Here is a 17116-nt window from a genome sequence, read left to right on the forward strand (position 1 = left end):
TTTTAGGGCGGCTAGCTCATCATCGCGGCCGAGACCCGGCGGTGGGAAGTCGACCCCTTGTGAGCGATATTCTGCGGGCTGGGGCGGTCAAGGATCAACTGCCCTCCGTGGGCTTCTCGTTGGAGATGGCCGCGACGAGGTCAACGTGAAGATCCTGTCCGCTGAGGCGCGGGTCGGTCTCCACCTCAGGCGCTCGGAGCACATGGACGATGACGATTGGGCGCGGATAGCCAGCCCACCGGATGCCGGAGATCAGTTCGGCGCCGCTGTTCCTCGACGAGTCGCTGAACCTGACGCTGGCCGACATCCGCGCCAAGTTTCGTCGGCTCCGGCAGATGCATGACCTGCGAATCGTGCTGATCGGCTACATGCAGTTGCTCGAAGGGGGCACGTCACGGAACTTCGAGTCCCGGCAGGTCGAGGTTTCTTACCTCAGCCTGAACTGAAGCTTCTCGCAAACGAGCTGTAGGCGCCCGTCGTCGCCCTGGCACAGTTGAACCGTGGGCCGGAGCAGCGAGCGGACAAGCGGCCCATGGTGTCGGGCCTGTGTGAGTCGGGATCCATTGAGCAGGATGCCGACATGGTCATCCTGCTGCACCGCGAGAACGCCTACGAGAAGGGGTCCGCGCGGGCGGGCGAGGCGGACTTGATCGTCGGTAGGAACCGGCGGCGCCACCGGCACGATCACTGTGGCCTTCCAGGGCCATTATTCGAGCTACGGGGGCAGGGCGCCGGAGTGAACCGAACCAACTGATCGGAGAGACCGGATGAAGCTGATCGAGGTGGAGCGCAAGCGGCAGCTTCCCGACGGCGGGGAGCGTTTGGCGGGGCTGTTGGCCGATCTGGGCTGGGAGGCCGGGCCGCCGGTGGCGGAGGTCGACACGTATTACTCGCGCTCCGATGTGAACTACGTGGAGACGATCGAGTGTCTCAGGGTGCGGCGCCGCGGCGAGTCCGCAGAGCTGACGTACAAGCCGCCGTCAGACGAGGAGACTCACGGTGCGACGCACGTGATCTCGAAGCCGGAGACGAACGTGGTCCTCGGCCCCGGGCAGGCCGCAGCGGCGGAGCAGTTGCTGGAGTGCGTCGGGATGCGGCAACTCGTGCGGGTGGAGAAGTGCCGCACGGTCTACCGGCATACGGCGTACCGCGAAGTCGTGGTCGCGGTCGACACCGTGGCCGGGGTCGGGTCGTTCGTGGAGGTCGAGGTTCTGAGTACCGATGCCGCCGCAGCGACTGAGCTGGTGGGGCAGGTCGAGACACAGCTCGACCTGCTGGACAGCCCTGCGGTGGACTTGCCGTACCGGGACTTGGCGCTCGGCGAGGCGAGGATTTCGTGATTCGGCAGGATGCGGACGGCTCAGAGCGCACGGAGTTACCGGAGGCTGGCAGCGATCTGGCCCCTCCGGGACCCGCCGGACAGTCCTTAGTCCTGGTCAGCCAGGTGCTGGACGATGCGTAGCTCGGCGTGGCGGCCCGTCCGGGGCGCGCCAACCGCTCGACCCATCCGCGTCCCCGCTGGGTGCGCACGACGGCTTGGGGGATGCCGACAGTGCGGCCAGCCCGGCGTCGCTGTGGGAGATGGCGGGGGTGGCCTGGGCTGACCGCAGTCGACTCACCGAGCTGATCCCCGGCGGGGTGTACGGGCCCGCTGGGGAGTACCTGGATGGGGTGCTGCGGTGACCGTCGGGGGCACCGGTCTGGCAGGTACGGGACTGGTGTGCTCGCGTCAGGTCTTCGGGTCCTCGACGGGGGTCAGTGTCACACGTAGTCCCCCGCATTCGTGCGTCCATTCGCGGCCCTGGGTGAGTGCACGGACTCCGTCGGTGCACATGTAGGCGCTCATTGGAGCCAGGCACGCCTGTGCTACTCGTGTCTGTCGCTCGGTGCCGAAGTGGGCTGCCGCTCGGTCCAGGTGGCGGGCGAGAGTGGTGACGGCGTCGTCGACGGTCGCGAATTCGGCTCCCGCGATGCCGTCTGCTTCCCATGACCAGTCCATGCGCAGGTTCACACCATGAGGGTATGTCCGTAGTGCTTTGTTGCAGAGCACTACCGTCCGTGACACGGATGGGAGCGCCCGGATCGGCGGATCCAGGTGTATCTCGATGGCGTGCTGCGGTGACGCGATGTGGTGCACCAGCCCGGTGGGCGGGCCGGTGCGTGTCGGGTCAGGGGCGGCGCCCTGCCCGCCGTGTAGCTGCTACTCCTGCGGCTATCCCGATCATTCCGATCATCCACATCTGGCAGCCGGCTTTGGGGTTCCGGCCGCGGACGTTGGCGCCTCGAACGAATGTACCGTCTTTGCGCCGGTAGCTGCGGCGGTGGTGTCGTGCCATCTTTTCCCCTCCGTGTGGTTGGCATGCACGTGTTCACGATCGGGGCTCGTCGCCGGGCCGGGATAGCTGCTTTCCGGTCGCGGGGTGGCGTCGGGGGCGGTGAGGCGCGTGGGGGGCGGGCGGGCGCGCCGTCAGTGGAGGACCGCTTGCATGATTCCGAACGCGGACACGAACACCTGGAAGACAACGAGCAGCAACACGAATACCCCTGCGGCTGGCCCGAAGCTGTTGCCTTTGGTGATGCCGCATTCGACGCACATGTCGCCGCCGCCGTGACGGTGGTGTGCCGTCGGCGTCGCCAAACGAATTGCGATCAAAGCGAGTTGGGCGCTCTGATCCAAGCTTCGCGCCGTAAGTGTGGCTCGTTGGCGTTCTCTGTCGCGGCGGTCTGCTCGAAGCCGCGTTCGCTGTTTAGCTCCAACGAGGCGTTTCGCCGGGCGCTCTCGTGCGTTCGGTCCCCGTCTGCCGGAACGTGAACGCACAATCGCCAGGGACTCGTATCTCGACCAGAAAGGGCTTGCAGTCATGAAGGTAGCCATTCGCACGGGACTCGCCGCTGTGGTCGCAGCGGCAGCCCTCGCTGTAGCCGTCTCGCCCGCGGGCGCCACCACTGCCAAGAGCGGCCAGGCGGCGAGGGTGTTTTGCAGGGTGAACGCGCGTTCTGCCGCGTCGGACACCGTCGGCGACCACGCGGTGGGCGCCCGTCTGGCGGCGAACCCGAATACGATCAGTGCGGCCGCGTACAACCAGGCCCGAAGCATCCTGGCAAGGGCTGGCAGTGAGACCGCAGCCAAGTCGCACCCCATCCACGGCACGCGCGACGTGCCGGTCAGGTACGGCACCACCCTGCTGGCCTGTTCGCGGGACGAGTTCCGGGCCAAGGACCGAAACGTCCCGGTGAAGAGGTCGGGCATGTCGACCTACCACTACGTGGCGATCCACGACGCGGCGCGGACCATGGGCATCGACCGCTGGTGACGTTGCCGACGGCTCGGCCAGGCCGCCGGCCAGCCCGGCCGTGGGGAGCGATGGCCGGCCCGGTTGCGGCGGACGGCCAAGGGTGACGCTGTGCCGGACGTCGGGGTGTGGGAGCCGAGCCGGACGGCGTGACGGGCGCGTTCTCGGGCGTGGCCGCTGTCAGCCGCGGCGCCAGAACTGGATAGCGTGTTCCTCGACTTCGTAGGCGGCGACGTGGAGCCGGGCGTTCCAGTGGTACGGGGGTTCCCCTTCGCGGGCGAAGAAGTACTCGGGCGGCAGAGGGTTTTCGACCATGCTGGAGGTGGAGGTGCCGCTGGTGTAGTCGGCGGGGCGGTCGTTGGCGGTGAAGGCGAATTCTTCGGTGTGCGTCCAGTCGACGGGCAGGGGCTCAGGTTTTTCGTCGTAAGCAGCGAATGTGATCTTCAAGGCGTCCCACTCGGTGGCGGCTACGACCGTTACGCTGCCGCCGCCGGGTGTGACGGTGACCCAGCCGGGCCCTTCTGGGATGGCGACGCCGTCGTGCCCGCCGATTGACAGGATGTAGAAGGCCTCTCGGAGGTTCGCCATGCCGGTGTACTCGTCCACGGGCAGCGGATCCATTGAGTGCCCCTTGATATACACGGGGTCGGCCCCTGCCGGACGCGGGCAGGCGGCCGGGTGGGCCCGTGGCCCCTTGAGGGGCCTACGTTGATGTAGAGGTTGAGCGATGTAGGCAAGCCCCAGGGCTTCTTTCATCTATCGATAGTCGTGCTCGATGAGCCAGCGGAGCTTCGCGAGCCGGACGAGCGTTGTCATCGGGGCGCGCAGAGGCAGACTGAAGAGCCAGAACTGGACCGGCTCGGCCATTCGGCGAGGAGCAAGGCACAGTGGAGCCAGCCCGAGCAGGGTGTCGTGGCCGCCACCAAGGTAGTGCTGCGGCAGGCCCACGCCGGGAACGGGCTCTCACGAACTGGCGTTCAAAATTACGGGCTATCTGGGCGCTCGCAAGGCTTCGGAGCACATGGCGGTGCCGTGCGTCTGAAGTTCGCCCCGGCCACAGCGTCTCCTACCGTGGCTTGTTCCCGTACGGGGTGTTGGCTTCGCTGATGCGGGGCGGTCGCAGGGAATTCACGCCCTGGAGTCTGCCCGCGTAGCCCCTTTCGAGTGTGTCATGTGCACAACTTCCGGCGCCGAGGTCGGAACCTTCGTGGAAGAGATCCCCCCACATGACACGAATACATCAACTCGCCCTGGTCGCCTGCGCCTTGACGCTGGTATCCGCGGGTGTCGGTTATGGTGCCCGCCCCGCGCAGGCCTCCACTGCGTCCTGCTCCCAGTCCTACCTGCCGCTGCCTGATCCGTCCTGTACGCCGGGCGCATACAACCCCGACGTCACGCAGGACACCATCGACTCCACCATATGCGTGTCGGGCTGGACGTCCACCGTTCGGCCGCCCGCCTCGTACACCAACAAGCTCAAGGTGCAGCAGATCGCGGCTTACGGGTACAGCGACACCTCCACCGCCGACTACGAGGAGGACCACCTCGTCCCGCTGGAACTCGGCGGCGCGCCCAAGGACCCGAACAACTTGTGGCCCGAGCCTCGGTACGACGCAGGAGGGGGCACTTCGGCCGACAAGGACAAGGTGGAGAACGATTTGAAGAGGGCGGTCTGCAACGACACGGTCACGTTGGACGATGCCCGGCAGGCGATCGCCAACGACTGGACGACCGCCGAGTCCAGCCTGGGGCTGGACTGACCGACCTCGGGTGACCGGTGCGGTGTCTGTCACGGCCCCGCATATCCGTTCATCCTGCTAGCCGTGCGAGGTCCTTGTCGTGGTGAGTTCGTTGGCCGCAGAACTCACCACGGCACCCGCGCAGTTGTCGATGCGTTGGAGCGGTGCGGAACCGATGCTGTCCTGGTAGCCGCGTTAGCCGATGGCGACGACTGTGAAACGCACCCCGGCAGTTGTCGTGAAGGAGAAGTCGACCGGCTGGTCGCCCGTAGGCTGGGTGACTTCATCGAACCGACCAAGGCACAGGTGGGGGCTACCGCTTCGAAGCGCAGCTGAGGGTACTGCCGGACGGCGACCAGTCGCGGTCAAACTGTGCGCGATGAGATCTCTGTGGCAGTGGCGGTGGCAGTCCGCGCCAACTCCCGTGCAAGTGCGGAGCGTTCACTCGACCCCACCGCAGCGGACTGCCACCCAGTAACTCGGCTACGACGTCACCGCAGCCCCACGTCCCGCAGCCTGACGATCATCCGCGGGAGCTTTCACCTCAGCGCCGGAAATCCGGTAGGGCTCCGCGTGGCCGATCCCACTACCGAGCGTCGGCCGGGCCAGCGTCCTTGTCGCCGCGGTTGTCGGTCGACCCCAGGATCCGCTGGATCTCGACGGGGCCGCTGTCGAGCTTGCGGGAGCCGTCGTCCTTCTGCTCGCGGTCGTCGGGCGTACCCAGGTTCCGCCTGACCGAGTCGAGGATTGTCAGGCCCTGGCTGACCAGGCCGGCCGCGATCTCGCCCAGTCCGTCGGCGCCGTTGAGCACGTTGACGTTGGCACCTGCCAGGCCGCTGGCGGCCTCCTTGACGATCTGCGGGAGCTGGTCGATCAGCATCCGGTCCAGCGCCACCCGGTCGTACGAGGCGGCGGCCTCGGCCTGGATCTTCATCCGCTCCGCCTCGGCCATCGCCAGAACCCTGATCCGCTCGGCCTCGGCCTCGGCTGGCTTCACGACCTCCGCGACCAACTGCTGCTGGCGGAGCTTGGCCGCACGTTGCGCCAACTCCGTCTGCGCGGCGAGCACTTCCTGTTGGGCGTGCGCCTGCGCCAGCGGCCCGGCCTGCGCGGCCTGGGCCTGCGCGCGGTCCACCTCGGCGCTGTACTGCGCCTGCACCACGGCGGTCTGCCGGGCGTACTCCGCCTGGTTGCGCGCCGCCTCCTGCTGCGCCTCGACCGACTGCTGCGTGGCCTGCGCCTGGGCGATCTGGGCCTGCCGCTGAATGGCCGCCTTGTGCGGGGCGGACATCGCCTCGATGTAGCCGGTGTCGCCGTCGTCGATCGACTGGATCTGCAACGAGTCGACGATCAGACCGATCTTCGCCATCTCCGCCTTCGAGGTCTCCAGCACCTCGATGGCGAGCTTCTGCCGCTCGGTGACGATCTCCTCGACCGTCATTGAGCCGATGATGGAGCGTAGGTGACCCGCGAAGATCCGGCCGGTCAGCACCGACATCTGGTCCTGGTCGGAGAGGAACCGCTGGCCCGCGTTGACGATGCTCTCTGTGTCGTTGCCGACCTTGAAGGCGATCACAGCGCGCACGGTCAGCGCGATGCCCTGCCGGGTCACGCAGGTCTCGGCGACCTCCGCCTCGCACATCGCCAGCGTCAGGAAGCGGGTCTTACGGAAGATCGGGAGCACGAACTTGCCGTGCCCGGTCACGACACGGAACGGCGCGCCCCCCTGTCCACGCCGGCCTCCTGAGATCAGCATGGCCTCATCGGGGGCGGGCACGCGGTAACCGAACATACTTCGTCTCCTCAACCGGCGTCGGCATCGCCGACGAACGCGTCCAACGGATCGGCCCACTCGATGACGTCGACCTGGCGCGTGCCACGGGACTCGACTACGAGCACGGTCGCCCCCTTCGGCAGGGGCTCGGCGGACCAGGCGAGGAAGGTCTCAGTGCCGCCTCTGACCCGCGCCAGCACCTCTCCAGGGCCCGCCGGTCCGCGCGTACCGATAAGCAGCACACCTGTACAGCCGACTACGGCCTCGTCCGACGCCATTGACGGCCGCCCCCTCATCCATTTCGATCCTGAAAGCCAGACCATAGCGCTACGGCGACCGTCGGCCTACCCTAGGTCGGCTGCCCAGCGCCCTGGTGCGTGTCGACAGTCTGAGGTTCCAGGTTCCCCACGCCGCTCACAGCACGCCGATCACGGCGTCCTCCCCAACCATCGCCGTCCTCGAAACAGCTCCCGATGCAGCGGAGTTGACGACGCGTCCGCCTGCTTGGCTGCGACCTTGCGGTCGTCGCCCGGGCTTTTGGAGCTGGTGGCGGCTGCCACGGCGGGGGAGTGTCCGGTGGGCCGGAATGGGATGTCGGCCTACTCGCCCGGCCGGGCGATGACGTTCGCGGATGGTGCCTGGACCGCCGTCCATGACGGTGTGCCGGCGCGTCGGGCGTGGCGCGGACGGCGGCGGCGCCAGCACTGGTTCGCTGGTTCGGGGGGAGTACGGCGACCAGGCCGAGTACTGGGCAGCGGTGTCGTCGGTGTGGCAGACACCGCGCCCACAGGCCACGAGTGAGGGAAGGCAGCGCAGGTGATCCGTGTCCTGCTCGTCGACGACGACCCGATCGTTCGGGCCGGGCTACGGCTCATGCTGGGCGGCGCCCACGACATCGAAGTCGTGGCGGAGGCGTCCGAGGGCGCGCAGGTACCCACGCTGGCCGCCACCTCAAGACCCGACCTGGTGCTGATGGACATCCGGATGCCCGGCGTCGACGGACTGACCGCCACCCGGGAGCTGCGGGCGCAGCCGGACGCTCCGGAAGTACTGGGCCTGACGACCTTTCACACCGACACACACGTACTGCAGGCACTGCGCGCCGGAGCCGCGGGATTCCTCCTCCAGGACACCCCGCCGCCGGATATCGTCGCGGCCATCCGAACGGTGACCGCCGGCGACCCGGTGCTCTCCCCTGCGTCACCCGCCAACTCATGCGGCAAGTAGCGGACGACAGCGGACAGGACGACCGAGCCGCCACCGCGCGGGCCCACCTGGCACCACTGACCGAACGCGAGCGGGAAGTGGCCCGGGCGATCGGACAAGGGCACTCCAACGCACAGATCTCCCAGAAGCTGCACATGGCACTTCCCACAGTGAAGGCACATGTGTCCCGGATCCTCACCCAGCTCGGTCTCAACAACCGCGTCCAGATCGCGTGGCTTGTTCACGACGCCAATGACCCGGAAGACACCTGAGCTGCTGTCCCGTGAGCTGCTGCCGCCTGTTCCCGCCCCTTGAACTCGCCCCAGGCGGGCTGGAATCCGTGCACCGGATCCGCCCCCTTCCGTATCACGGCGGTGCCAGACCTTCGCTTTCCTGCCGTCTGACACCGCCTGACGGCCACCGGGCATCCCCGGTGGCGGGCTGGCGGAGAGGGACGCCGTAGCGCGGTCAAATGGCCGCGGCGGCGATCTTCCGCTGTGCGTCAGACTTCCAACTCTCCCTCGTAGCCCTTCAGTTGGTGTCGGGCCATCGCCAGGTTGGCACGTGCCTTGTCCAGGGCCAGGTACAGGAACATGCCCTGGCCCTGCCGCTTGTTCAGCAGCCGGATGAGGTGGTACTGGGTGCCCAGGGTGATGAGGATGTCCTCGATCTCGTCCTTGAGGCCGAGCATCTCCATCGTGCGGACCTTGGCCCGGACCACGTCCGTGTTGCCGGCGGCGGCGACGGTCAGGTCCAGGTCCTTGCCGCCGCCGATGGTGCCCAGCGCCATACCGCTCGTGTAGTCCACGAGCGCCACGCCGATTGCGCCCTCGATGGAGGTCATCGCGTCCTTCAGAATGGGTTCGATGTTACTGGCCATGTTGCGGGATCTTCCTTTCGTTGGCAGATGCCCCTGATGCTTCCGAGGCAGCCGCGTTGACTGCCGTAAGTCCCCGGTGGGTTGACGGCGCATCAGGGCTTGTCTGACTGGGCGAGTGCGGCGTCGACCAGTTCCGCCACGCGGACGGTGGAGCGGCGCGCCTCCAGATGGAGTCGGCCGACGTTGACGCTTGGTTGCGCGAGTACCGTCACCACGGCCGAGGCTCCGGCCGCGTAGGTGGCGACGTAGCCCTGCTCACCTCGCACCAGCAGTTCACGGAAGCCGCCCTGCCCTGTCACCTCGGCGAGTCGTATCCCCACCCCGAGGGCGACAGCGGTCAGCGCGGCGATGCCCTCCGCCTCGGAGGTGGCCGCGTCACGCGCCAGTACGAACCCGTCGACGCTCGCCACCAGCGCCCCGGTGAGGTGCGGTACCCGCGCCCTCAGGCTGCGCAGCTCGTCGTTCACTGCTGCTGGCACCGTCAAGTGCTGGTTGCCTTCGGCGCTTTGACGCGACAGGCGCCTCATGACGCGGCGGACATCGAACGGACGGAACCACGTTTCACAGTCTTGCCTCCAAGGCGTCGCGGACCCGGCGCAGCAACTCCACATCGGGATCGACCGGGGCATCGGCGGTCCAGGGCCCCACAGGGGCAACGGGACCTGGCGGTGTGGCGGACGGTGTGTCGACCAGCCCTATGGCGGCCAGCCGCCGCACGTCGACCAGGACGTGGAACGTGGGGCGGCCCAGTAGTTGAGCGATGTGACTGGCGGTTAGCTCGCCGTTCGCGAGGTCGAGCACTTGACGTGACCGGTGGCTGAGCGCGGGAGACTCGGCGACCCGGCGTGGCATCACGGGTTCGGTGTCCACCTGCGGGAAGGGCCACAGGTTCTCCAGCAGTTGTCTGCGGCGCCGGCTCTCCCGTTCGACCAGGCTCGCGCGCACGGGACGTAGTGGACCGAACCAGTGCTCGGCGCCGTGGCGGAAGCGTGTGGCCCCCTCATCGCTCAGAACGAAGTAACTGGCGTCGAAGAGTGCGGACAGGTGGCATATCTCCAGCTCGCCGACGGCCAGTAGACCGCTGTCCGCCAGGAAGCGGCCGACGCTGCGACGTGCCCCGGCCTGATCGACCGCGGCTTGCCAGCTGTCATAGGCGAGCCGCCCGCCGGTGGTCAGCAGGACGTCGACTCCGGTGGCGGCCGGGCTCTCGGCGTGCACCACCGCGCCGTCCACGAGAAACAGCGTTCCAGCCCTACCCATCAGGGCGCCGGTGGCGCGTTCTGCCGCGAGCCGTAACAGGCTCGCAGCCGTACTGGACGTCATACCAGCACCAGCTCCGTCGCCAGGCTGCGAAGGCGTAACCGGGCCAGGGCCAGGTTGCCCTCGTGGCGGTCAAGCCACAGGTGCAGGAAGACACTGCCGTCAAAGCTGGTCTCGATGAACCGCAGTACGTGGAAGTCCGTACGTGTTGTGACGATGACGTCCTCCACGAAGGGGCTGGCGCAGCGCACCTCCGCTGCGGCTTCCACAGGTGGTCGAAAGGCCGTCTGCTCGGTGGCCAGCCGGGCAAGTTCCGCCGCTTCCACGGCGGTTACCTCGTGTTCGCCACCTGGCGCGTCCCCGGCGGTGCCGAGGGCGAGTCCGCTGCTCCAGTCGACGATGGCGGCGCCGCGCGCGCCCGGCAGCGTCATCGCGTCGGACAGGCACTCTTCGATTCCGGGCACGAGTCTTCCCTGTGTCTATCGCGGATTGATGGTCGAAGCATCCGATGCCGCGCGGGCCGTCAGGGCGCGCTAGCGCAGTCGGGTCAGCAGAGCGTGTTCCATGAGGGCGATGAGTGTGTCCTTGGCTTGCTGGCGCTGGCGTGCGTCGGTGCTCACGACGGGTGCCTCGTGGCTGATCTGCAGCGCCTCTCGTACCTCGTCAGGAGCGTAGGGTTGGTGGCCGTCGAACCCGTTGAGCGCGATGACGAAGGGCAGGCCGGAGTTCTCGAAGTAGTCGATGGCCGGGAAGCAGTCGGCCAGCCGCCGGGTGTCCACCAGGACCACCGCGCCGATCGCGCCGCGCATCAGGTCGTCCCACATGAACCAGAAGCGGTCCTGGCCGGGTGTACCGAACAGGTACAGCACCAGGTCGTCGTCGAGGGTGAGGCGGCCGAAGTCCATCGCCACGGTCGTCGTGGTCTTCTCCGGCGCGTGGGTCAGGTCGTCGATGCCCGCCGAGGCGGAGGTCAGCACGGCCTCACTGCGTAGCGGGCTGATCTCCGAGACGGCCCCGACGAACGTGGTCTTGCCCACCCCGAAGCCACCGGCCACCACGATCTTCGCCGAGGTGGTGGAGCGGAGCACCACAGCACTGGAGGGTGCGAAGTCCGCTGAGCGCCTTTCGAGCAGTGTCATGTCTGGTCAGCCGCCTCTGGTGAAGCCGAAGGACGGCATGCCTCGGTGTGGCGCCAGCGAAGCGTCCCGCTGATCTCGCTCACCGCCCTTGATCGTTGGTATGCGAACGGAAGTGCGCAGCACGTGTGACCGATGCCGTGCGTCAGGGCAGTAGTCGTACCAACCCTCCGCCGGTCATCCACAGAGGATTCACAATGTGACGGGAAGTGTGAACTGGCGGCCGTCCCGGTGTCATTCCTTCTCTGATTGTTGATCGCCCTGCCATCGAATCTGCGCGGTTTTGTTCGCTGGCATGGGCTCGTGTCGCGGCGCTGCTGTCTTGGCGGACGTTTGGAACGCCGACCGCCAGGGTTCGCCTTTGGCGGCTTCACAGGGATAGGCCGCGATTCCGTGGGGAGGAGTGAGCCACAAGATCGGCTATGAACGCCGGCCCGGACGAAGGACGGAGGAAGCCGTGAAGAGGCCTGTTATCCGCCATCCCGTCACTGTGACGACCGCGGTTCTCGTGGTGGCCGTCGCCCTGTTTTTCGCATGGCTTGTTGCGGAGTTGGCTGTTCCCATGTTCGGACACACCCCCCACCGCTAAGGGGTAGTGGCACGGCACTTGGCGGAGCGGGCCTGGTCGGGCGAACCCTGCCAGGCCCAGGGCCGTGCCTCCGCCACCGCCGTGGGCGGTCTCCCGCCGCCCGCGGCCGTCACCGCAGTCGAAAGGACTTCGGCCTGGCGGCCTTGCGCCACAGCTTGGGCAGCCGCGCCAACTGCTTTTCCGCCTCGCGCAGTTGATGGCAGTGGAGCACCCCGAACAGGAACGTGCCGCGACCCGCGCCGTGCTCCTGATCGGCGAGCCCGGGCAGCGCGGCCCGGGCGACGACGGCGTCCTGGTACGCGCCCAGTACGTCCTGAACCGCCTTGGCCCGCTTGGCGATTCGCTTGGCGGACTTGCCGAACACCGGTCGGGCGGTCTCCGCGCTGTAGCGCAGCCGCCGCGCCGCCTTTCGAGCGCCGTGCAGGGCCTTCTCGCGTTCCGGCCCGTCCGGCATGGACAGTGCCTTGCGGGTACGCGAGACGAACCTGCGGTGGTCGCGGCGGACTGCCTTCTTCAGCTGTCCCCGAGCGCTCTTTCCGGCCCTCCGCGTGAAGGGCGGATCGGCCAGCCACTTCTCCAGTGCGTCGAGCAGCGCGAAGTAGCGCTCGCGGTCCAGCTTCTCGCAGGCCTGCCGCCAGGCGCGTCGGTACGCAGCGGCCTCGCATCCCGCGATCCGGCCCGCCAGCCCGTTCGCCGACGGCATCCGCGGATCACGCGCCACGTCCGCCGCGGCTCGTCGCAGAAGTCCGGCCAGCACCTCGTGATCCCTGGGTCGCCCCAACTGTGCGCCGAGCCAACGCAGTTCACGTTCAAGTGCTCGCGTGCTCCCCGGCTTGAACAGGCGCCGGTGTGACTTGAGCACGGCACGCAGCCTACGCACAGCCACCCGCATTCGGTGCACCGCGTCCGGCGCGTCGGCACGCACGGCCGGGTCCGTGGCGAGCAGCACCTCCACCTGCTGGCACAGCCGCGTCATGACCGCCTCTCCGGCCGAGCCAGGTGCCGTACGTGCTGCGCGTGTGCCGGGGGACAGGTCGGCCGCGGACAGGGCGTGGCGGAGCTCGCAGGGCTGGGCGGCGGTACGGAGCCCGGCCGATCGCAGCCGCTTGCGGATCGCGGGCGTCAGCGACGGGGCACCCTCACGCAGTTCGACCGCGACCTCGGACCAACTCGTCAACTGCGCGACGGCTCCACGGTCCGCGGCGGCGGTGTCCGGTCGCACCAGCCCGGCGAGGGCTGCGCGGATCCGCTCACCGCCGAGCACCTGCGCGGCGATGTCATCCCTCGCCACCTCGGCCAGCACCCGGTCCTCCTCGTCAAGAAGCGACCACCGCGCACGGTGTGTGCGCAGATGGGCGACGGGCGTCAGCAGGCGCCCTCGAACCCGGGCCCGGAGGTGGCGCGCCAGCTCCTCCGGCGGCTCGTCCGACCCGTGGGAGTCAACGGGCGCCTTCAACTCGCCGTGGCCACCCGGCGCGGGCGCCTTCAGCTGCCAACCGGCGTCGTCCCCTCCGCTCCTGCGCGACAGCGTGCAGTCCGCGGAGAGCAGAGCGAGATCCGCCGTGTCGTAGTAGACCGCGTCGAACTCCTCCGCCGGTGCCGGTGCCACTCGCGCCACGCCGGGAAGCCGGGTGAGGCGGTCCGCCAGATCGGCCAGTCGGGAGGGTATGACCTCCTCGAACTTGGTTTCCCTTTCGATGCTTGTGTGTCCCATGTGGGGCGCCTGCCCGCAGCCTGGGGGACGACACCGGACACCGCTCCGCTCGGCAGCCGCATGGACGTGCGCGCGTCGTCAACTCCGTCGGGTGAAGTCGGTCATGTCCCGCCCCGCGGCGGGTAAGCGTGCGACGCAAGAAGTTTCCTTGACGCGTCGGGCGTTGAGTGGGACGTGTCCAGTAACGCGAAAGGCGGTTGCGGCCGTGGCCGAGTTCCTCACCGACATCGAGACCATCCGCGAGCGGGCTCGCAGGGAGATCGACAAGGGGCCCGTGACGGATGCCTACGGAGCCGACCTGGAGCGCGTTCTGCGTGTGCTGAACGAGGCGCTGGCCACGGAGATCGTTTGTACGCTGCGGTACAAGCGGCACTACTACACCGCCAGCGGCCTGCTGGCGGAGCCGGTGGCGGCGGAGTTCCTGGAACACGCCAACGAGGAGCAGCAGCACGCGGACAAGCTGGCGCAGCGCATCGTGCAGCTCGGAGGCGAGCCCGACTTCAACCCGGACACGCTCACCAAGCGTTCTCACGCCGAGTACGACGCCAGCATGGATCTGGTCGACATGCTCAGGGAGGACCTGGTGGCGGAACGCGTGGCCGTGGCCTCGTACACCGAGATCATCCAGTGGCTTGGCACTGGCGACCCGACAACCCGACGGGTCTTCGAAGAACTGCTGGCTCAGGAGGAAGAACACGCCGATGACCTGCGCGGCTTGCTGGAGCGGGTCCCCCGGCAGGCGAAGGACGCCTAGCCTTCGGCGCAGCCCGTCGCAGGCGGCGGCAGCCGTCGCTACGCACCTGGTGGCCGCGAGCGCTTTGGGAGTTGGGCCGTTACGAAACGCCAGGCGCGCGGTCAGCCGTGTGGCCCGCCGAGAGACACCTCGGCGGGCCACCGCTTCCGTGGGTGCTCCGCAAGTAAGTTGACGGGGCGTCAGTAAACGCCGGTCATACGTGCGGACTCCTCCCAAAGCCGGTCGGCGTTCGCCGGGTCGAGGGCGTAGGCGGCCACACCGTTCATGAACTCGGCGGTGACCGGCGCCATGGAAGGCCGCCGGGGGACCGGCAGGGCCTCGGCGCAGTCCGCGAAGTATCGTCCGCTAGTTCCCTCCAGCAGGTGCGACACGGCCAGTAGGACGGAGGTGGCCGCGCCCTGCTCAACTGTCTTTCGCAGCCCGTCCTCCAGGGTGACGCCGGACGGCCTGCCCAGGTGCCGGACCAGGTTCGTCGGGACGGAACCGGGAGCGATGGCATTGACTGCAATGCCGTCGTCGGCCCAGCGTGCGGCCGCGCCGACGGCGAAGAGGATGTTGGCGGTCTTGGACTGGCCGTACGCCAGCCACGGGTCGTACGGACGGAATCCGAAGTGGATGTCGTCGAAGACGACCGGCGAGAAGAGGTGGCCGGAGGAGCTGACCGAGACGACCCGGGCGCCCCCGGCCGCCGACAGCGCCCTGTGCAGGCCCACTGCGAGGGCGAAGTGCCCCAGGTGGTTGACGGCGAACTGGGTCTCCCAGCCTTCGGGCGTGAGCCGCAGCTCCGGTAGCGCCATCACGCCCGCGTTGTTGACCAGTACGTGCAGCGGGCCCTCCCAGGCGCTGACGAAGGCGGCGACCGACGACTGGTCGGCCAGTTCCAGGTGCGCTACGCGAACCTCCTTGTTGCCCGTGGCCTCGGTGATATCGGCGGCCACCGCCGCACCGGCGACCAGATCGCGTACCGCGAGAGTGACCTCGGCCCCGGTGGCCGCCAGCGCGCGGGCGGTTTCCACGCCGATCCCGGAGGATGCGCCGGTGACGATCGCCCGTTTCCCGGACATGTCAGTACCGGCAGCGACCTCGGCAGCGGTTGATCGGGGTCCGAAAGGTGTCCTGATGAGTGTCATACGGCAACGGTGCGCCAGCGCCCGACGGGTACCCAGAGCTCCGCTGGTCCTGGTAGTGACAGGACCAGGCTCACGACCGCCCGGCGGTCGTACGGTGGGCGCATGGTGAGTGACAACGGGACGGGCACCCCGCTCGGCGACTACCTGCGGGCTCGTCGTGAGCTGATCCGCCCGGAGGACGTGGGCCTGCCCGCGGCCGGGCGGCGCCGCGTCCCCGGCCTGAGGCGGGAGGAGCTGGCCCTGCTGGCCGGGATCAGCGCCGACTACTACCTGCGCCTGGAGCAGGGGCGCGATCGACGCCCCTCCGCCCAGGTCCTCGAGGCCCTGGCCAGGGCGCTCCGCCTCGACGAGGACGCCACCGCCCACCTGCACCGCCTCGCCGTGCCGGACCGCCCCCGTCGCCGTTCGCGCCCCCGGCGTCCTGAACATGTCCCGGAGGGCGTACGGCAGCTCATCATGACCTGGCCGCACACGCCCGCGTTCGTCCAAGGGCGCCTCTTGGATGTTCTGGCCGCCAACCCGCTCGCCCAGGCCCTCTCCCCGCTTTTCACGCCCGGCACGAACATGATCCGCGCTCTCTTCCTCGACCCCGACTCCGGCGCCGCCCATGGGCGCTGGGAGGCCAGCACCGAGGGCTCGGTCGCCGCCCTGCGCGCCCTCGTCGGCCCTGATGTCGACGACCCCGCGCTGGTCGAACTCGTCGGGGAACTGTCCGTGCGCAGCGAACGCTTCCGACGGCTGTGGGCCCGGCACGACGTCCGCCCCAAGCGCAGCGGCATCAGTACGATCACGAATCCGCAGGTCGGCCCCCTGGAACTGCGCCACGAGAAGCTGCCGATCCCCGACGCCGACCGCCAGATCCTGGTCATCTACCACGCCGAGCCCGGCACCCCGAGCGCCGAACGCCTCGCCCTCCTGGCTTCCCTCGCAGTCGACCCCGCCGAGCCGGGCCAGAGAACGTCCCGCGGCAGCGTCCCAACAGGGCGTGCACGGGGCTGACTTCGGCGGCGGCGCGGTGTTCCACCCGCGGGAAGTCCTAGGCCGTGTCCGGCGGGTCGACACCGAGCTGTCGGACGCGCCCTCGGCTCGTCAGCTGATGCGCCCGGTGTCAGGGGCAGGAGTCGATGCGGACCGAGCCGATGTTCGTGGGCGGGTTGAAGAACATGGGGCTTTGGCCCTGCCTGACGATGCCGCCTGTGCAGTTACTGGACCGGAAGACGGTCGTGCTCCCGTTGCCAGCCCTGTTGCCGACCGCGACGCTCTTGATGTGGGTCCTCAGGGAGGGATTGACGCACTGCCCGACGGTGACGTTCCGGGAGCTGACGGTCGTGCCGTTGTCGATTTGCAGGGAGCAGGGGGCAAGAGGAGCGGCTGAGGCGGCCGTCGCGAGGACGACCGCGACCCCGAGTGATCCGATGACGCTGCCGGTACGGGCGAGCCAGGGCAGGGATGGCATGAGTGGCCTCCGGATGTGGTCGCTGCCGAGTGCGTGCGATCCGAGGTCAAGCCTCGGATCGCGGGATAGTTACCGCAATCACTCACAGGAGTGGGGACCGGTCGCGAACCCCGGCGCAACAGGCCCGCCCCCACGCCCAGCGGAACGACCCACCCGCGGGACCCGCCCTGACCCATCGGAGACGC

The 17116-nt window shown here is 68.5% G+C and carries 19 protein-coding genes and 2 pseudogenes; 8 read left to right on the plus strand and 13 right to left on the minus strand.

Going from position 1 to position 17116, the window contains the following annotated elements; all coding sequences use genetic code 11:
* Positions 1-35: 35 nt before the first annotated feature.
* From O5O46_RS24040 to O5O46_RS24050, 3 genes and pseudogenes are all read left to right on the plus strand, one after another.
* Positions 36-740: pseudogene (locus tag O5O46_RS24040) on the plus strand (DnaB-like helicase C-terminal domain-containing protein); the annotation flags it as partial.
* 27 nt (positions 741-767) lie between these two features.
* Positions 768-1340, plus strand: coding sequence for a class IV adenylate cyclase (locus O5O46_RS24045; protein WP_269857627.1), 573 nt, complete (start codon positions 768-770; stop codon positions 1338-1340).
* Between the two features lie 196 nt (positions 1341-1536).
* On the plus strand, positions 1537-1683 hold the full coding sequence (locus O5O46_RS24050; RefSeq protein ID WP_269857628.1) for a hypothetical protein: 147 nt from the start codon (positions 1537-1539) through the stop codon (positions 1681-1683).
* Positions 1684-1729: 46 nt separating this feature from the next.
* On the opposite strand, the gene O5O46_RS24055 is transcribed toward O5O46_RS24050, so the two are convergent.
* Both O5O46_RS24055 and O5O46_RS24060 read right to left on the minus strand, forming a co-directional pair.
* Positions 1730-2011, minus strand: coding sequence for a hypothetical protein (locus tag O5O46_RS24055; RefSeq protein ID WP_269857629.1), 282 nt, complete (start codon positions 2009-2011; stop codon positions 1730-1732).
* Positions 2012-2467: 456 nt separating this feature from the next.
* On the minus strand, positions 2468-2677 hold the full coding sequence (locus tag O5O46_RS24060; RefSeq protein ID WP_269857630.1) for a hypothetical protein: 210 nt from the start codon (positions 2675-2677) through the stop codon (positions 2468-2470).
* 307 nt (positions 2678-2984) lie between these two features.
* Here O5O46_RS24060 and O5O46_RS24065 point away from each other — a divergent pair, with 307 nt between their 5' ends.
* Positions 2985-3314 (plus strand): hypothetical protein, encoded by a 330-nt coding sequence (locus O5O46_RS24065; RefSeq protein ID WP_269857631.1) that lies wholly within the window; start codon positions 2985-2987, stop codon positions 3312-3314.
* A gap of 159 nt (positions 3315-3473) precedes the next feature.
* On the opposite strand, the gene O5O46_RS24070 is transcribed toward O5O46_RS24065, so the two are convergent.
* Entirely contained in the window at positions 3474-3914 is a 441-nt protein-coding gene (locus O5O46_RS24070; protein WP_269857632.1) for a hypothetical protein, read from the minus strand.
* A 605-nt stretch (positions 3915-4519) separates the two neighbouring features.
* Here O5O46_RS24070 and O5O46_RS24075 point away from each other — a divergent pair.
* Positions 4520-5053, plus strand: coding sequence for a hypothetical protein (locus tag O5O46_RS24075; protein WP_269857633.1), 534 nt, complete (start codon positions 4520-4522; stop codon positions 5051-5053).
* Positions 5054-5618: 565 nt separating this feature from the next.
* Here O5O46_RS24075 and O5O46_RS24080 read toward each other — a convergent pair.
* A complete protein-coding gene (locus tag O5O46_RS24080) occupies positions 5619-6824 on the minus strand; it encodes an SPFH domain-containing protein (protein ID WP_269857634.1) in 1206 nt (401 codons plus the stop codon).
* 11 nt (positions 6825-6835) lie between these two features.
* Complete coding sequence (locus O5O46_RS24085) at positions 6836-7084, minus strand: hypothetical protein (protein ID WP_269857635.1); 249 nt, start codon at positions 7082-7084, stop codon at positions 6836-6838.
* A gap of 595 nt (positions 7085-7679) precedes the next feature.
* On the opposite strand from O5O46_RS24085, the pseudogene O5O46_RS24090 reads away from it, so the two are divergent.
* Positions 7680-8284, plus strand: a pseudogene (locus O5O46_RS24090) (response regulator).
* A 230-nt stretch (positions 8285-8514) separates the two neighbouring features.
* Here the strand turns inward: O5O46_RS24090 and O5O46_RS24095 are convergent.
* From O5O46_RS24095 to O5O46_RS24120, 6 genes are all read right to left on the minus strand, one after another.
* Positions 8515-8892, minus strand: a complete 378-nt coding sequence (locus O5O46_RS24095; RefSeq protein ID WP_269857636.1) for a hypothetical protein — start codon at positions 8890-8892, stop codon at positions 8515-8517.
* 92 nt (positions 8893-8984) lie between these two features.
* Entirely contained in the window at positions 8985-9419 is a 435-nt protein-coding gene (locus O5O46_RS24100) for a roadblock/LC7 domain-containing protein (RefSeq protein WP_269857637.1), read from the minus strand.
* Between the two features lie 34 nt (positions 9420-9453).
* Positions 9454-10215 carry a transcriptional regulator gene (locus tag O5O46_RS24105; RefSeq protein WP_269857638.1) on the minus strand — a complete coding sequence of 254 codons (762 nt, stop codon included), beginning with the start codon at positions 10213-10215 and terminating at the stop codon, positions 9454-9456.
* Positions 10212-10616: a hypothetical protein gene (locus O5O46_RS24110; RefSeq protein ID WP_269857639.1), complete on the minus strand. Its 405-nt coding sequence runs from the start codon at positions 10614-10616 to the stop codon at positions 10212-10214. The genes O5O46_RS24105 and O5O46_RS24110 overlap by 4 nt, the downstream gene beginning before the upstream one ends.
* A gap of 69 nt (positions 10617-10685) precedes the next feature.
* Positions 10686-11291, minus strand: a complete 606-nt coding sequence (locus tag O5O46_RS24115; protein ID WP_269857640.1) for a GTP-binding protein — start codon at positions 11289-11291, stop codon at positions 10686-10688.
* Positions 11292-11986: 695 nt separating this feature from the next.
* Complete coding sequence (locus O5O46_RS24120; RefSeq protein WP_269857641.1) at positions 11987-13591, minus strand: CYTH and CHAD domain-containing protein; 1605 nt, start codon at positions 13589-13591, stop codon at positions 11987-11989.
* A 205-nt stretch (positions 13592-13796) separates the two neighbouring features.
* On the opposite strand from O5O46_RS24120, the gene O5O46_RS24125 reads away from it, so the two are divergent.
* A complete protein-coding gene (locus tag O5O46_RS24125) occupies positions 13797-14345 on the plus strand; it encodes a ferritin-like domain-containing protein (RefSeq protein WP_269857642.1) in 549 nt (182 codons plus the stop codon).
* A 179-nt stretch (positions 14346-14524) separates the two neighbouring features.
* On the opposite strand, the gene O5O46_RS24130 is transcribed toward O5O46_RS24125, so the two are convergent.
* Positions 14525-15475: an SDR family NAD(P)-dependent oxidoreductase gene (locus O5O46_RS24130; protein WP_269857643.1), complete on the minus strand. Its 951-nt coding sequence runs from the start codon at positions 15473-15475 to the stop codon at positions 14525-14527.
* 102 nt (positions 15476-15577) lie between these two features.
* On the opposite strand from O5O46_RS24130, the gene O5O46_RS24135 reads away from it, so the two are divergent.
* Positions 15578-16474 (plus strand): helix-turn-helix transcriptional regulator, encoded by an 897-nt coding sequence (locus O5O46_RS24135; RefSeq protein ID WP_269857644.1) that lies wholly within the window; start codon positions 15578-15580, stop codon positions 16472-16474.
* A gap of 109 nt (positions 16475-16583) precedes the next feature.
* On the opposite strand, the gene O5O46_RS24140 is transcribed toward O5O46_RS24135, so the two are convergent.
* Positions 16584-16931 (minus strand): hypothetical protein, encoded by a 348-nt coding sequence (locus O5O46_RS24140; RefSeq protein ID WP_269857645.1) that lies wholly within the window; start codon positions 16929-16931, stop codon positions 16584-16586.
* Positions 16932-17116 lie beyond the last annotated feature (185 nt).

Origin of the sequence: Streptomyces sp. RPT161 (assembly GCF_027533845.1) — a bacterium.
Classification (GTDB): domain Bacteria; phylum Actinomycetota; class Actinomycetes; order Streptomycetales; family Streptomycetaceae; genus Streptantibioticus_A; species Streptantibioticus_A silvisoli_A.

Coding starts and splice junctions, on each gene's coding strand:
- O5O46_RS24045 (WP_269857627.1), top strand. CDS start 768: ATGAAGCTGATCGAGGTGGAGCGCAAGCGGCAGCTTCCCGACGGCGGG.
- O5O46_RS24070 (WP_269857632.1), bottom strand. CDS start 3,914: ATGGATCCGCTGCCCGTGGACGAGTACACCGGCATGGCGAACCTCCGA.
- O5O46_RS24075 (WP_269857633.1), top strand. CDS start 4,520: ATGACACGAATACATCAACTCGCCCTGGTCGCCTGCGCCTTGACGCTG.
- O5O46_RS24080 (WP_269857634.1), bottom strand. CDS start 6,824: ATGTTCGGTTACCGCGTGCCCGCCCCCGATGAGGCCATGCTGATCTCA.
- O5O46_RS24085 (WP_269857635.1), bottom strand. CDS start 7,084: ATGGCGTCGGACGAGGCCGTAGTCGGCTGTACAGGTGTGCTGCTTATC.
- O5O46_RS24095 (WP_269857636.1), bottom strand. CDS start 8,892: ATGGCCAGTAACATCGAACCCATTCTGAAGGACGCGATGACCTCCATC.
- O5O46_RS24100 (WP_269857637.1), bottom strand. CDS start 9,419: ATGAGGCGCCTGTCGCGTCAAAGCGCCGAAGGCAACCAGCACTTGACG.
- O5O46_RS24105 (WP_269857638.1), bottom strand. CDS start 10,215: ATGACGTCCAGTACGGCTGCGAGCCTGTTACGGCTCGCGGCAGAACGC.
- O5O46_RS24115 (WP_269857640.1), bottom strand. CDS start 11,291: ATGACACTGCTCGAAAGGCGCTCAGCGGACTTCGCACCCTCCAGTGCT.
- O5O46_RS24120 (WP_269857641.1), bottom strand. CDS start 13,591: ATGGGACACACAAGCATCGAAAGGGAAACCAAGTTCGAGGAGGTCATA.
- O5O46_RS24130 (WP_269857643.1), bottom strand. CDS start 15,475: ATGACACTCATCAGGACACCTTTCGGACCCCGATCAACCGCTGCCGAG.
- O5O46_RS24135 (WP_269857644.1), top strand. CDS start 15,578: ATGGTGAGTGACAACGGGACGGGCACCCCGCTCGGCGACTACCTGCGG.
- O5O46_RS24140 (WP_269857645.1), bottom strand. CDS start 16,931: ATGCCATCCCTGCCCTGGCTCGCCCGTACCGGCAGCGTCATCGGATCA.